Annotated in this window: 14 protein-coding genes; 4 read left to right on the forward strand and 10 right to left on the reverse strand. The window is 56.6% G+C overall.

Going from position 1 to position 13,097, the window contains the following annotated elements; translation table 11 throughout:
- Positions 1-42 precede the first annotated feature (42 nt).
- Complete coding sequence (locus tag EHN06_RS06330) at positions 43-1,854, reverse strand: choice-of-anchor D domain-containing protein (protein WP_127331197.1); 1,812 nt, start codon at positions 1,852-1,854, stop codon at positions 43-45.
- Positions 1,855-2,112: 258 nt separating this feature from the next.
- On the reverse strand, positions 2,113-3,135 hold the full coding sequence (locus EHN06_RS06335) for a helix-turn-helix transcriptional regulator (RefSeq protein ID WP_127331199.1): 1,023 nt from the start codon (positions 3,133-3,135) through the stop codon (positions 2,113-2,115).
- A 262-nt stretch (positions 3,136-3,397) separates the two neighbouring features.
- Here EHN06_RS06335 and EHN06_RS06340 point away from each other — a divergent pair, with 262 nt between their 5' ends.
- Positions 3,398-3,934 (forward strand): class I SAM-dependent methyltransferase, encoded by a 537-nt coding sequence (locus tag EHN06_RS06340; protein ID WP_228257420.1) that lies wholly within the window; start codon positions 3,398-3,400, stop codon positions 3,932-3,934.
- A gap of 4 nt (positions 3,935-3,938) precedes the next feature.
- On the opposite strand, the gene EHN06_RS06345 is transcribed toward EHN06_RS06340, so the two are convergent.
- From EHN06_RS06345 to EHN06_RS06355, 3 genes are all read right to left on the reverse strand, one after another.
- Positions 3,939-4,934 carry a PA2778 family cysteine peptidase gene (locus tag EHN06_RS06345; RefSeq protein ID WP_127334365.1) on the reverse strand — a complete coding sequence of 332 codons (996 nt, stop codon included), beginning with the start codon at positions 4,932-4,934 and terminating at the stop codon, positions 3,939-3,941.
- A 26-nt stretch (positions 4,935-4,960) separates the two neighbouring features.
- A complete protein-coding gene (locus EHN06_RS06350) occupies positions 4,961-5,362 on the reverse strand; it encodes a PA2779 family protein (RefSeq protein ID WP_127331203.1) in 402 nt (133 codons plus the stop codon).
- A gap of 122 nt (positions 5,363-5,484) precedes the next feature.
- Entirely contained in the window at positions 5,485-6,933 is a 1,449-nt protein-coding gene (locus EHN06_RS06355) for a phospholipase D family protein (RefSeq protein ID WP_127331205.1), read from the reverse strand.
- A gap of 88 nt (positions 6,934-7,021) precedes the next feature.
- On the opposite strand from EHN06_RS06355, the gene EHN06_RS06360 reads away from it, so the two are divergent.
- The gene (locus EHN06_RS06360) at positions 7,022-7,783 is read left to right on the forward strand and encodes a PP2C family protein-serine/threonine phosphatase (RefSeq protein ID WP_127331207.1); all 762 of its coding nucleotides are present in this window, start codon (positions 7,022-7,024) and stop codon (positions 7,781-7,783) included.
- 29 nt (positions 7,784-7,812) lie between these two features.
- On the opposite strand, the gene EHN06_RS06365 is transcribed toward EHN06_RS06360, so the two are convergent.
- The gene (locus EHN06_RS06365) at positions 7,813-8,553 is read right to left on the reverse strand and encodes a glutamine amidotransferase (protein WP_127331209.1); all 741 of its coding nucleotides are present in this window, start codon (positions 8,551-8,553) and stop codon (positions 7,813-7,815) included.
- Between the two features lie 239 nt (positions 8,554-8,792).
- Here EHN06_RS06365 and EHN06_RS06370 point away from each other — a divergent pair, with 239 nt between their 5' ends.
- Entirely contained in the window at positions 8,793-9,401 is a 609-nt protein-coding gene (locus tag EHN06_RS06370) for a CAP domain-containing protein (protein WP_127331211.1), read from the forward strand.
- 65 nt (positions 9,402-9,466) lie between these two features.
- Here EHN06_RS06370 and EHN06_RS06375 read toward each other — a convergent pair whose 3' ends face one another.
- On the reverse strand, positions 9,467-10,189 hold the full coding sequence (locus EHN06_RS06375; protein ID WP_127331213.1) for a YebC/PmpR family DNA-binding transcriptional regulator: 723 nt from the start codon (positions 10,187-10,189) through the stop codon (positions 9,467-9,469).
- Between the two features lie 215 nt (positions 10,190-10,404).
- On the opposite strand from EHN06_RS06375, the gene EHN06_RS06380 reads away from it, so the two are divergent.
- Positions 10,405-10,995, forward strand: a complete 591-nt coding sequence (locus EHN06_RS06380) for a tetratricopeptide repeat protein (RefSeq protein WP_127331215.1) — start codon at positions 10,405-10,407, stop codon at positions 10,993-10,995.
- Positions 10,996-11,070: 75 nt separating this feature from the next.
- Here EHN06_RS06380 and EHN06_RS06385 read toward each other — a convergent pair whose 3' ends face one another.
- The 3 genes from EHN06_RS06385 to EHN06_RS06395 all read right to left on the reverse strand — a co-directional run bounded on the left by EHN06_RS06385 (position 11,071) and on the right by EHN06_RS06395 (position 13,014).
- Positions 11,071-11,439, reverse strand: coding sequence for a hypothetical protein (locus EHN06_RS06385; protein ID WP_127331217.1), 369 nt, complete (start codon positions 11,437-11,439; stop codon positions 11,071-11,073).
- A 205-nt stretch (positions 11,440-11,644) separates the two neighbouring features.
- Positions 11,645-12,445 carry an MBL fold metallo-hydrolase gene (locus tag EHN06_RS06390; RefSeq protein WP_127331219.1) on the reverse strand — a complete coding sequence of 267 codons (801 nt, stop codon included), beginning with the start codon at positions 12,443-12,445 and terminating at the stop codon, positions 11,645-11,647.
- A gap of 140 nt (positions 12,446-12,585) precedes the next feature.
- On the reverse strand, positions 12,586-13,014 hold the full coding sequence (locus EHN06_RS06395) for an SRPBCC family protein (RefSeq protein WP_127331221.1): 429 nt from the start codon (positions 13,012-13,014) through the stop codon (positions 12,586-12,588).
- Between the last annotated feature and the right edge of the window lie 83 nt (positions 13,015-13,097).

Genomic DNA, 13,097 nt, shown 5'->3' on the forward strand with positions numbered 1-13,097 from the left:
GGGCTGGCAGGCCGGGAGAACGCAGGTTTCTCCGTGGCTTCCTCAGGGGGCCGGGGTCAGTGAGAGATCAATGGTATTCCCGGAACCGCTCAGGAACTGGTTGAGGACGTCCGTCAGCGGGCCACAGTTCTCGAGTGGTGGCAGGTCGTAGACACCGCTGACGTCACCACCCGTGGCTGGTGAGAAGGTGGTGCCCTCGTTGGATTCAAGGGTGATGTTCACCGGCTCAATCGTGCGACAGTCACTGCCGCCACCCACAGGTACTGGCAGGCCGAAGAGGTCCATTGCCACTTTCGGCACCTTCACATACAGCCTGGAGTTGGCCGTCAACTTGCCACTGATCAGGGTGCCGGTGGTGGTCTCTGCCTGCTCGAACTCCACGTCGGCGTTTGCCTTCAGCTTGCTGAACAGCAGTTTGATTTCGAACTGGCCGCTGGTGGGCTCCAGGTCCAGGTCCGCTTCGAAGGTGCCGCTGGACAGTTCCAGTTCCGTAGCGATGCTGCCGTTCAGGGGCAGGATGCTGTCGGACGACTTGATGAACGTGGAGCCTTCAAGGTCCAGGAGCAGCTCGAGAATGTCGCTGGCACCGCTGTCACGATAGCCTCTCAGATTCACGCTGATGTCAGGCCGTTGCGGATCGTCCGAAGTGATCTTCAGTACCGCATTGCGCTCGCCTTCGGAGGAGGCGGTAAAGCTGACATCCACCGTGCAGGTCTGGTCCGGAGTAACCGTGGTGCAGTTGTTGGTTTGCTGGAACGCGCTGCTGTCAGCGCCTTCGATTCCGATGCCGTTGATCAGCAGTGTTTCGTTGCCCGCATTGCCGATGACCACTTGCGCGGTGGCTGTCTCACCAATCAGTACGCTGCCGAGATCCAGATTCTCCGGAGTGACGGAGATTTCCGGTACCGGGGCCAGCACACTCTTGCCGGTCAGGGGGACGTCCACGGCGGGATTATCCACATCGCTGGATTCAATTGTCAGTACAGCGCTCTGTTCGCCTTCACCGCTGGGAATGTAGGTCACGTTGACGTCGCAGCTCGATGACGGCGCAACCGTGGTGCAGCTGCTGGTTTGCATGAACGCACTGTTATCGGCGCCGCTGATGCTGATGTTGTTGATACCCAGCTCGGCGTTACCGGTGTTGGCAATGGTAATCGTGTCTTCCGCGGTCAGACCGGCCTGGACGTTACCAAAGGCAATGTTCTCGCGGTTGACGCTGATGCGGGGGGTATCCACGACGTCTTCGATGACCTGGACCGTCTGGAGCACGTTTTCCTGCCCGGGGTTCTGGGTGCAATCGGAGGTGAACTCTCCAATCGGGGCCGGGGCGATCTCGCCGTTGGCGGTGCGGGCGATCATATCCAGTTGCAGGGTGCCGACGGTAATCAGTGCCTCGCCCACGTCATCACTGTTAAAGGTGATTGCAGGCGCTACACCCTCTGCCGGTATGGTGAATTCGCCGGGCTCGTCGGGAATGGGGGATGGCGGGATGGTCAACGGTACCGTCAGGTCAATCTCCCGGTTGGGGGTGACGACGATGGTCTGGTTGGTTGCAGTACCTTCGATGGTTTCGGACCCCACCAGCTTTAGCCCGGTCCGGGAATCTTCATTGACAACGGTAAGGGCTTCAATGGTGAATTCCGGCGTAGGGTCGCCAACAGTTTGCTGGCTTGGAATATCCGCGCTGATTTGTGCACGGATCGGCTGGTCGCCAATCAATGGAAATGGGCAGGTAAATTCCAGTTCAAGGGATACGGGGTCGGCGAGTACCTGACCGCCACCTGCCATCAGCGCCGTCGCTGCGATGGCCGGCCCGAGCTTGCGGACCGTTGTGTTGTGTTTCCTGCGTTTCATGAGTTCGTCCTCTGTAAGGCTATGGTCATCGTTGTTTTTGTGGGTTGCAGACACCACCGATGAGGACTGCTGTATCGGTCTTGCAACGAATTCCTGGCCGGCAGCGGACGCTGCATGGCCGGGTACTATTTGGCAGGGGATAGTGCCGCTGCGTCATTGCCAGCGCCGGCGAAGTTTTTGTTCAAAGCGGAAGATGGGTGTAAAGAATGTTGATTTCGTGACAGTGATCAAACCGGATATGTCGGCAGAGTCGATGGACTATTTGTTGCCCCGACTCTGACGGCGGACCTCCCCGGGCGTTCGTCCGGTCCAGGAGCGATAGGCTCGGGTAAAGCTGGCCTGGTCGCTGAACCCGAGCTTTTCGGCGATGGACTCCAGCGACACGCTGGTGTCCCGGAGGTAAAGGGTGGCGAAGCTTTCGCGAATACCGTTGCGCAGTTCGCTGAATGATGTACCGGCTGCCGCCAGATATTGCCGGAGGGAGCGCGGGCTGATACCGAGTCGTCGGGCGATGTTCTCAGTGGTGCAGGGGCGCCCCGGCTGACTCATAATCATCTCGCGTACCTGCATCACAGTTTCATCCTGCGGTTCTTCATCCGGCATCGGATGCGAACAGTTACGGGCAAGAATAAATTCGAGACCAGCGTCATCGGTGCGGATGGGGGTGCCAGAGAGGGGCATGATGATCTCGCTGTGCTCCGCATCAAACTGGAATTCACAATCGTTGGCAAGCCGTTGCCAGGGCGTGGAGCCAAGCCTGGATGGGAAATCAAAGGCTATATTGAAGTGGCTGCACACCTGGGAGGAGACACGCTGGATACTGCCCATGTAGATTTTGGTCAGGCAGGGCCGAAGGTTGCCGAGTCCCCAGGTATCAATCAGGCGGATCCGGAAGGTCGCGCCGGTGGCACTGAGTTCCATATCCATCAGCGGTAACCCGACGCGCAGGTACTGTACAATCATGCCAATCAGCCGGCGGGGGTTTTCTTGCCCCAGTACGGCAAAGCCCAGCAGGCCGTGGGCGGGCAGGTCGAGCAGTTGGCCAAACTGAAAGGGAGCGCGTTCATCCCCCATCAGCCATTCAGCGGTGCCCAGCAGGTTCATGACCTGTTGCATCGACAGGCTGGCATCCGGATTATCCAGCAGTTCGCTGGTAATATCGGTGTCCTGCAGGATGGCCTGTCGCTTGACTCCCTTGCTTTCCATGAAGTGAATAAAGCGGCGTGCATAACGTGCGGAAATGATGGGTACTTCAAGTGCCACGTGACTGGAAGTTTCCATGGATCTGTCCCTGAAAAAATAAGGGCCAGTATACGCACGGGCTGCGCCGGTGAATTTTCGGCTTGATCACGGTTTTTGTTTCATGGCCGGATATGACAATGACAGTTTGGTTAGGTTGTAGGGGGAGCCATTGAATTCACAGATACAGAAAATGGGAAGTCCATCCCGAGTGTGCCCGGTCTGCAAACAGGGGGAGCTCCGGCCTTTTCAACGGGTGAGGGGCACCGCTTATCGTCGTTGTCCGGTATGCGAGGCGACGGTGATGGATTCTGCCCACTGGCTGGCGCCGGAGCAGGAGAGGGAAATCTACGATCTGCATGATAATGCCCCTGACGACTCCGGCTATCGGCGGTTCCTCTCGAAACTTACAACGCCGCTGCTGGATCGTTTGCCCGAAGGAGCGCGGGGGCTGGAATTTGGCTGCGGGCCGGGACCGGCGTTGGCCCGGATGATGGAAGAGGCTGGCATGAGAGTCAGCCTCTACGACCCTTTCTACTATCCCGAATCAGCGGCACTGGATCAGCGCTACGACTTCGTCACCTGTACGGAAGTGGTGGAGCACCTGCACCGTCCCCATGAGGTGTTCCGTGAGCTGGACTGCCTGCTGAAGCCCGGTGGCTGGCTGGGGGTGATGACCTGCTTTCAGACCGACGACAGCAAATTCGCCAATTGGCACTATCGACGCGATCCTACCCATGTGGTGTTTTATCGCGAGACGACGATGGCCTGGCTGGCAGACAGGCTGGGTTGGACCATGGAGGTGCCAGTCAAGGACGTGGTCCTGTTCCGCAAACCCTGAAGAATCACTGGTCGACTGGCTCAGGGCAGTGGATAACGGGGCAGTGGGTGTTGTCTGGATGGGCGTCCCCGCTTTGTCCGGATGGCGTGTCAAAGCGATCCGGCTGCAATGTCGCTGCGCAGGCGGCGGCCTCCCTGGCCCGGGATGGGCAGTCTGCCTGCCTGAGCGCCTGGGACAGGTTATACCAGCCCGGGGCAACCCGGGGAAAGCGCTCGGTCATCCGGTGGTACCGTTCGACGGCCGTTGTCCAGTCGGCTTGCGAGTAGGCAATATTACCCTGTCCCATGAGAGCCGCGGGTTGGTCGGGCCATTGTGCTTCCGCTGTCTTGTAGGCTGTCATGGCGGCAAGGGTGCGACCAGTGGTTTCCAGGTCATTGGCGGCCATCAGGTAATCCAGTGGTTTCGCGGTCGCAGGCAGTTGATCCGGTTTCATCACCACCGCCGCCCAGCGTTCGGCCCGGTTCCAGGTGTTGGTAAAGACGGTCAGGCTCTGTTCATGGCGTTCGCGGGTACCGGTGTGGAGGATGATGTGGCGGGCTTCCGGATCAAAACCGATGACAACCGCGAAATGCCATTGGGGCCACCAGTCGAATCCCAGGTTTTGCATCACCAGCACGGGATTTCCCGCAGCGACTTCCGAAAGCAGGCTTTCCAGCGTGCCATCCAGTTCGTAGACCAGCATGCCATGGCTTCTGGCGCCCGCGACCAGCTCAACCCGTAAGCTGCCCTTTCGCTCCGGCAGATAAACCAGTTCTTTCAGTACATCCGGGTGAGTGTTGAGGCCGCGGGCATTCAGCATCATCGCCAAGGAGGCGGGGCCACACTGGTACCGTGCCTGGGGGTAGAAAGGCACGGAGTGAAGAAGGGTCCGCTGATGAATGTTGGCCTGACTGCCCGCGACAGGTCGTTCCGGCCATTTGGGACTGCTGGCACAACCTGCCAGAACCATGACCAGCGCCAGGCTGATCATGGTTCCGGACAGGCCGCTGAGGCGGTACATAGTCACTGGCTATCTTTCAGCGACCCCTAGCGAATACAGTTAATGAACGAGAACAGATTGGTCGCACACAGCATGTCGGTGATGATGAACACCAGGAGGAACAGGACGATAATGCCCACAACCCCTTCACCCACTTCAGCTTGCGCCAATTGTTGCTCGAATTCTGCCAGTTCCGATGGCGTCAGGTTCTGGATTCGTTCTTCGACAACGTCCTGGCTGACACCCATGTCGGCCAGTTTGTCCTTGACCTCCTGCTGCTCGAGCATGTTCAGGAGGGATTCGCGGTCCAGGTTGGCACGCTGTTCGGTCAGCAGCTCCCCGGTACCAATCACGTCGGCTGTCGCGGCGGATGACCAAACCGTTGTCATGGCCATCAGGATGGCCAGAAAGAACGATACATGTTTTAGGTTCTTGCGGATTGCCTGCATCCCTCGCTCCTGTTTTTTCGGTTATGGTCTGCTTTCAACGATAAGCAGTCCGTTGATCAGGATCAACTTAATGGTTTGTCATATGCCTCATTTGTTTATAGACCAATTACGCTGCTCCGGTATCAGAAAGTGGACAGCCCGGATGCTTCCATCAGTCGATAGCGCCAGTACTTTAACGTTGATTCGTCGGCCCAGGTTTCGTAGGGAAGGCTCATGATCGTATGGCTGTCCGGCCCCTGATACCAGTGTGTTTCAAAGAAATCGACAGCCTTTTTGACTAAAGGTGACGATGCCTTCGAGCGCAAATGAACGCTGGTTTCCAGGTTCAGATCGTCCAGGTTTCGGCGGGTGAAATTCGCTGAGCCAAGCAGGACATCTGCGGTATCGGCCCCGTTTCGTTTAATCAGCAGTTTGCTATGGCACTGTTCGCCCCGGGTGTAGCACCAACGGACAGGGATGCCCGAACGGACCAGTTCTGCCGCGACGGGGCGGTTGGGAATGCCGTTTTTCTTATGGCCAAAGGCATCGTTGTTCGCATCCAGCAGGATCCGGATCTCAACGTCACGTTGCCGGGCTTCGATGAGAGCATTAATGACCCTGCGATGGGACAGGTAAAAAACAGCCATGTCGATGCGGTCGCCGGCGTGTGCTGATTCAATGATATTAAGCGCACTGGACAAAATGGCGGATTCTGTCACCACCTGAAGGGTGTCTGCATCTGGAGACACCGCGAGGTTCTGGTTCTGCCCGTTGTTGTCGATCATTCGCTCTACTATGCGGGTTTCGGCTCCAGACAGTGCCAGGACGGCCTTTTCGCTCTCCAGCAAGCTGGCAACCGCCGGGCCCGTGAAGCTCAATCCGACGTTGCTGTGCCGGCTACTGCCATCGTGGGGATTGGCGGAGGTGACCAATCCGCGTAACTGGGCCCCCTCATCCGCCACGACCAGCTTACGATGATTGGCCTTGAAGTTTGGCAGCGCCAGATAGCTGCGGACGGTGGCGGGGCCGCCACCGAGGGCGTTTGGAAGCCAGCCTGAGTGGGCTGAATTGCCCATCCACTGGCAACACACCCGCCACCATGCGGACCAGGCCGGGTTGCTGTCCCTGAGTCTGTTCAGGTCGGTTTCCACTACCTGAATGCCCGCTTTACGCAGCTGCGAAAACTGAGGGGAGGTGGTGCCCCCATAGAAGGTGTTGATCGGATCGGAGATCAACACGATCTGAATATCGGGGTTGGCCAGCTTGCGCTCAATCAGGGTTTCAGTGAGCCGTCGGGCCAGAGGGCGATGGGTGACGCCGTCCGGTTTGCTGTCGTTGAACAGGAACATGTCGACCAGGATGAACCGATTGGCCTGGCCGATCAGGCGAAACACCTCGTCAAATATCTCATGGTCAAACCGGACAGTGCCATCCGCGCCATGGGTGGTGATGTCCGTCAGTAGTTTTGCGCCGGTCAGGGGGGCTTCCGATCCGCGATATCCGACGCCTGCTGGCAGTGGCTTGAGGGTGTGGTACAGGCCAGTGCTGAAAATAACCAGCGCAAACATGGCGAGCAGCAACTTCAATGTCATGAGTAAGCTTCCAGGCTCATAGAGGCAGTTGGTAAAGACTATACTGCACGAGAGGTCCTTTCGTCTTTGCCGGAGAGGAGGCGTCGCGATGCATTATGACATTTCCGGCCTGAGTGATATCGGCACGGTCCGAAGTTCCAATCAGGATGTCGTGGCCTGGCAGTTAGGACACGATGGCCATCAGGCATTGTTGTTGGTAGCTGATGGCATGGGAGGTTATCACGGTGGCGAAATCGCCAGCCAGTTGGCGATGGAGGCGGTGCTGGAGACCATGGCGCCCAGGCTGCAGGAGCCGACGTCCAGCTACTCCGGGCTGAGCGATAGCGTGATGCGTGAGATCCTGCAGGACTGCGTAACTCGGGCCAACGATCACATCATTGCTGGTCGGGCCGGAGATGCCAGTCTGGATAAGATGGGAACAACCCTGGTGGTGGCATGGGTTATAGAGGACAGGGGGCATGTGGCCCACGTGGGGGATTCCCGGTGTTATTGGCTGAGTGGCCGCCGTTTGACATGCCTGACCCGTGACGACACCGTTGTTCAGGATATGTTGGATGACGGCAGTATCACGGTCGCTGATGTGCCGCATATGCCGTTCCGCAATGTGCTGACAAAAGCGCTGGGAACGTCGTCATCAATCGATGCGAGCTATCAACGTTGCGACCTCGGTGTTGGCGACAGGCTGCTTCTGTGCTCCGATGGCCTGACCAATGCATTGCCAGATGATCTATGGCCAGATCTTCTGGATAAGTGCGGGGACTCACAGAGTGCGGTGGAAGCGCTGGTCGGTGCCAGCTTGGATAACCGGGCCTCGGATAACGTTTCTGTTGTTCTGTTGACCCGGCTATAGCCGGCCGGCGGGGTTGGCTTCCCGGAGCGTCAGCCGTTCAGTACCAGCTCCGAAAATCGCTTGAGCAGACTGGTGGCTTCAGGGGTGTCGGCCACCGATGAGATGAGTGCACGGGCGTCCTGATTTTCTGTTTCAAGATCCGATGACTGTACCTCCAGGTACGCTTTCATGATGTCTGCCGTGAACTCCGGGTGGAACTGGACTCCCCAGGCGCAACGCCCAATCCGAAACGCCTGGTGGGGTTCGAATTCGTTTCTTGCCAGCAGTACGGCATTTTCCGGGAGCCGGAGAACGGATTGGCGATGGGTCAATTGCGCCTGAAAGCGCTTCGGCATTGGGCCCAGTAGTGGGTCTGTGGTGGCGGAATCGAATAGCTCTACATCAAAGGTACCGCTTTCCCGGCCTTGAGGGTGGTAGCCTACGTCACCGCCAAGTGCGTGCGCCAGCAACTGGTGTCCATAACAAACCCCCAGCAGAGGAATCTGGAGACCGACGGCGTCAGCAAGCCATGTTGCGGTCCGCTCACTCCAGTCTGCCCGCTCGCTGACCATCGCCGGCGAGCCAGTAACGACGATGCCGTCCCATTGCTCGGGATGTCCCGGGGACTCTCCTGCGGCGACATTAACCACGGATATATCTAGTTCTACGCCCAATTCCCGGACGAACCAATGGTCGAAATCACCGAATTCCGCCTTGATTGAGGGGTAAGTTGAACCGGTTTTCAGTATCACCAACCGGGGTACTCTGCCGGTTGCCTGGTCATTGGGCATGAATGTGCTCCCACCTCGTCATGTAAAAGGGTGATCATACTCAACAACGGCCCCGGGTAACACCTGCTGGCGGCATGCTCATGTCATTATGTGCCATGCACGTAAGTTCCGTAATGACCTTTATGACTCCTCGGTAAGGCTTTGTTAAGAGTTGTAGTTTTGATAGGCCGTACGCTTTTGTTGAGGCGGTCTTTATGTATATTGGGCCAACAAATTATTGACTGGATTGTTGGCAAAATATGAACGTTTATTTGACGCTCCCTGCTCTTCTGGTATCGGCCATTTTCCTGACTGCCTGTGGCGGTGGTGGCGGTAGCTCTTCCGACAGTGACGGCTCCTCTGCTGTGGCTAACAGTTCCGAGACGTCCCCGGAAAGTAAAAAAGAGAATGAGAGTGCCGGGTCAATCGTGATCGCCGGTTGCGAGGTAGATCAGTATCAGGCGGACATGCTTGAAAGGGTGAATGCGGCCCGGGCCTCGGCAAGAAGCTGTGGCTCCGAGCAGTTTGCGGCAGCCGAGCCGTTAGCCTACAACTGCCCGATTGAAGGTGCCGCTACGCACCATAGTAATGATATGGCCTCCAATAACTTTTTCAGTCACACCGGTTCCGACGGTTTGCGTGTGGGTGCACGGGTGACGGCAACCGGTTACGAGTGGTCCGTGGTGGGTGAGAATATTGCCGCCGGTTATGACGATGTGGATACGGTGGTTGAGGCGTGGCTGGATAGTCCTGGTCATTGCCGTAACATTATGGATTCCAGGTTTACCCAGTTTGCGGTTTCGCGGGTGGACACCAGTACCGCTGATTACGACAATTACTGGACCCAGGTGTTTGCCACACCGAGGTAGCAGGCAGAAATAAAAAGGCCCCGCTGTTCCGTTGAGCAGCGGGGCCTTTTTATTGGAAGCTGATTTTACTCAGGCAGTTCCGCGTTGTGGTAAACATTCTGAACATCGTCCAGTTCATTCAACATGTCGAGGAATTTCTCGAACATCGCCACATCGTCACCTTCCACCGGGGTGGAAGTCTTGGGTAGGAACTGGATCTCGTCCACTTCGAAATCAATACCCTCGATGGCGTCCACCAGGGCCTGCTTTGCCTTGGCGTACTCGGTGTTCGGGGTGAATACGGTGATCAGGCCGTTTTCATTTTCAATGTCCGTGACGTCCACGTCTGCTTCCATCAGGGCTTCCAGCACCGCTTCCTCGTCGTCGCCGTTAAAAGCGAAGATGGCGCAGTGATCAAACATATGGGCAACGGCGCCGGGAGTACCGATTTTGCATTTGGTCTTGGTGAAAGCCAGGCGGACGTCGCCGAAGGTTCGGTTGGGGTTATCGGTGAGGCAATCGACAATCACCATACAGTTACCGGGGCCGTACCCTTCGTAGCGGGCTGGTGAGTAATCCTCGCCGGCGCCGCCCTTTGCTTTTTCAAGGGCCTTGTCAATGACGTGGGTCGGTACCTGGTCTTTCTTGGCCCGGTCGATCAGTCCCCGCAGGGACAGGTTGCCGTCGGGGTCGGTGCCACCCGACTTGGCGCACATGTAGATCTCACGCCCGTATTTACTGTAGACCTTGGTTTTTGCCGCGGCCGTTTTGGCCATGGAATCTTTACGGTTTTGGTAGGCTCTGCCCATTGCGCTGCCTCATAGATCGTTCGGAAAGAGCCGGATTTTACTCAACAAGCTGGTCCGGTTACAGGCTTTCTTGTCAGTTCTTCAGATAGGGCATACCAATTCTGTCGTTTTCCTGTATCCGACCAACAGAGTAGGGTTTCGGCACTTTCGGGTCAGTGACCGTGTCCGAGTGCGTTGATAACGTCGGCATTACATGCCAGAAACGGGTGGTCGCAATGCTGAGGAAAATAAAGCAATGCCGGTTAAGGCTTGCCGGTTCGCAACGGCTGTTCGCTATCTTCTGTGTCGGGTTATTCGTGATCCCGGGATCGGTCCGGGCGTATGGGGGCGATGAGCAGTTGGGTGTGGCCCGGGAGATGATTGGTGTACTGAACGCCTATGCCGTCTACAAGATGGGGCGATACGATGAAGCTTTCGAGCAGTACAGGGTCCTTGCGAAGAAGGGGAGTCGTCAGGCCATGCTGAACCTCGCGAACATGTATTCTCAGGGCCTCGGCACGGAACCGAGTGATTCATTGGCTTTCCGCTGGTATCTGGAGGCTGCGGAAGCGGAGGATTCCATTGGTATGGTGGAGGCGGCCAGGGCTTACGAGCATGGGCGTGGCGTGGAAAAAAATGCGGCGCTGGCCGAGCACTGGTATCTGGAGTCAGCCAAAGCCGGTAATGCTGAAGCGCAATGGATCATTGGCAAACGATTGTTTGACAGCGGTGAGCATGAGACCGGGCTTGAGTGGATAAGACTGGCGGCAAGTGAGGAAATAGCAGCCAGACAGTTTCTGTCGAAGCTTGAAAAGGTTGCAGAATAGCAACGTGAGGATTCAAAGGATTGATCTAGGGTGGACAGCAGCAGGCTGCTGTCCACCATCTTATGCCATCCGGACTTATGCTTCGGCGGATTCACTGCGGTTGTGGTTCTCCCGTCCCCGGCTCAGCAACTGTCTTTCAATGGCCGTTGCCAGTTCCGCACCATCGACGATGTAAGCGGGGTCGTCTGTTAACCCGAGGACGCGTCTGATCCAGGGGGTTTCGGTCACATTTACCCGGAACGTCAGCCTGGGGACAAACTGATAAGTGACATCGTCCTTTTTCCAGGTCACTACCGGCGCCCTGTGAAGGTGTCCGGCCGGATCCCGCTGTTCCTGCTGACTGTATTCATTCTGCCAGCCAATGTGCAGGTCCGTGACGCCGGTGTTAATTTCCATTGCCCGTTCCTGGGTAAGGCCGATCAGTCGATTCGTATTGATGCTCATATCTGAGCCTCCTTTTAAGAGAGAAAAACAAAAACAAAACCCTATGGCTGCTTTTTGTTGTCAGGAGCCTTCCTGGCCCCGCTCTATTGTGTGAACAACTGTACACAGGTGTTGCGGGAAAAGAATAGTGGAAGTAGATGTGGAGGCCCGATATGACAATGCGGATACTACCTATCGCCTGTCTGTCGGGCCCTTGAGGAGCGTCTTATACATAGTCGACGGGGCACCGGTAATGATCCTGCGTCATCAGATCGATACCGCATTCCATTTCCGTAACCCAGTTCAGGAATCGATCGATCATGGCGGGGCCTTCGAAGCGTTTGCCGTGCTGGGGCACGATCATGGTGACATCCATCTCCCTAATCATGTTGGCCCAGAGGCGGCAAACCTTGTTGGACGCGATGTAGCGCCGGTGAAAACCGATCATGTCAGGAATATGCCTGTCAAAGTCGCGTACCGGGAGATGGTCGTCTGCTCCGCCCATTGAGGCGCCCAGATCACCGGAAAAGAGGATCCCGGATACCGGATCATAAAACTGAAGGTTGCCTACCGAATGCATAAAGTGGGCCGGCAGGCACTGGATGAACGAATTGCCAAATTGCACATTGGCGCCGCCATCCGGAATGCTGACAATCCGGTCGTAAACGGATCCTGCAAGCTCATTGGTGACGTAGCTGGAAACCAGATGGGGCAGAAACCGGGCCCACAGCTTCGAGGTTACGATCTTTGCGGAGGTATGTACGATCCAGCGATCAATGGCACCGATGATGTCTGGATCCTGGTGAGAGGCAAACACATAGTCCATATCACGGATATTCATGTAGCGGGATGCAGCGATAGAGAGCGGTGTATAGGTCAGATCCCCGCCCGGATCGATCAGTGCTTCGTGTTTGCCGTCGACTATCAGAAACTGGTTGGACTGAACGCCTTCACCAGTTACCAGGGAATCAAACATCAGGCACTTGTGGTTCCCGTTATCGAACAGGACGATCGGTTCGGCTTTCATTTTGTCTCCTGGGTGAAATCAACATCCGGCCTGGGGTGGCCGGATATTGCAATGCGCGGAGAGTACAAAAATGATCAGCCCGAATTATTGCGTCAGGTCAATAAAGTGATATTTATCAATCATTCAGCGGTGATTCTTACTCATGCCAGCTTGGGTACGCGCTTGATGCCTTTGCGAATGCCCTGTTCCAGAGCGGCGCTGACCACCTTGCCGGTAAAGGGGACAATATCTTCGAAGGTGATGGTGTAGTTCACCCGGGTTCTGCCTTCACCGGAGTCTTCGAATCGAATGCGTCCCATGTGATTGCGGATCGGGCTCATACTGGTGATGGTGTATTCAATCAGTGAGTCCGGTTCGAAGCCGATGACGGTCTCTTCCAGGCTCAGTGGGCCGATGCCAATCTTGCGAACGGACCCGATTCCGTTGGGGTCTGCCTGGTCACTGTCCTGAATGCGTTTGACGGGTGCGCCCAGCATTTTACCGAAGCGACCGTGGTCGGCGAACAGTGCAAAAACCCGGTTACGGGGGACGTCGAAGGTTTCATCTATTTCAATGGTATACATGGCCATGGAGTCGCTCTTATAAATAAAAGGTTGCTGTCGGATTACGACTTCGTCTAATCCGGCACACTATTGTCAATGGACACTAGCCT

Origin of the sequence: Marinobacter sp. NP-4(2019) (assembly GCF_003994855.1) — a bacterium.
Classification (GTDB): Bacteria; Pseudomonadota; Gammaproteobacteria; order Pseudomonadales; family Oleiphilaceae; genus Marinobacter.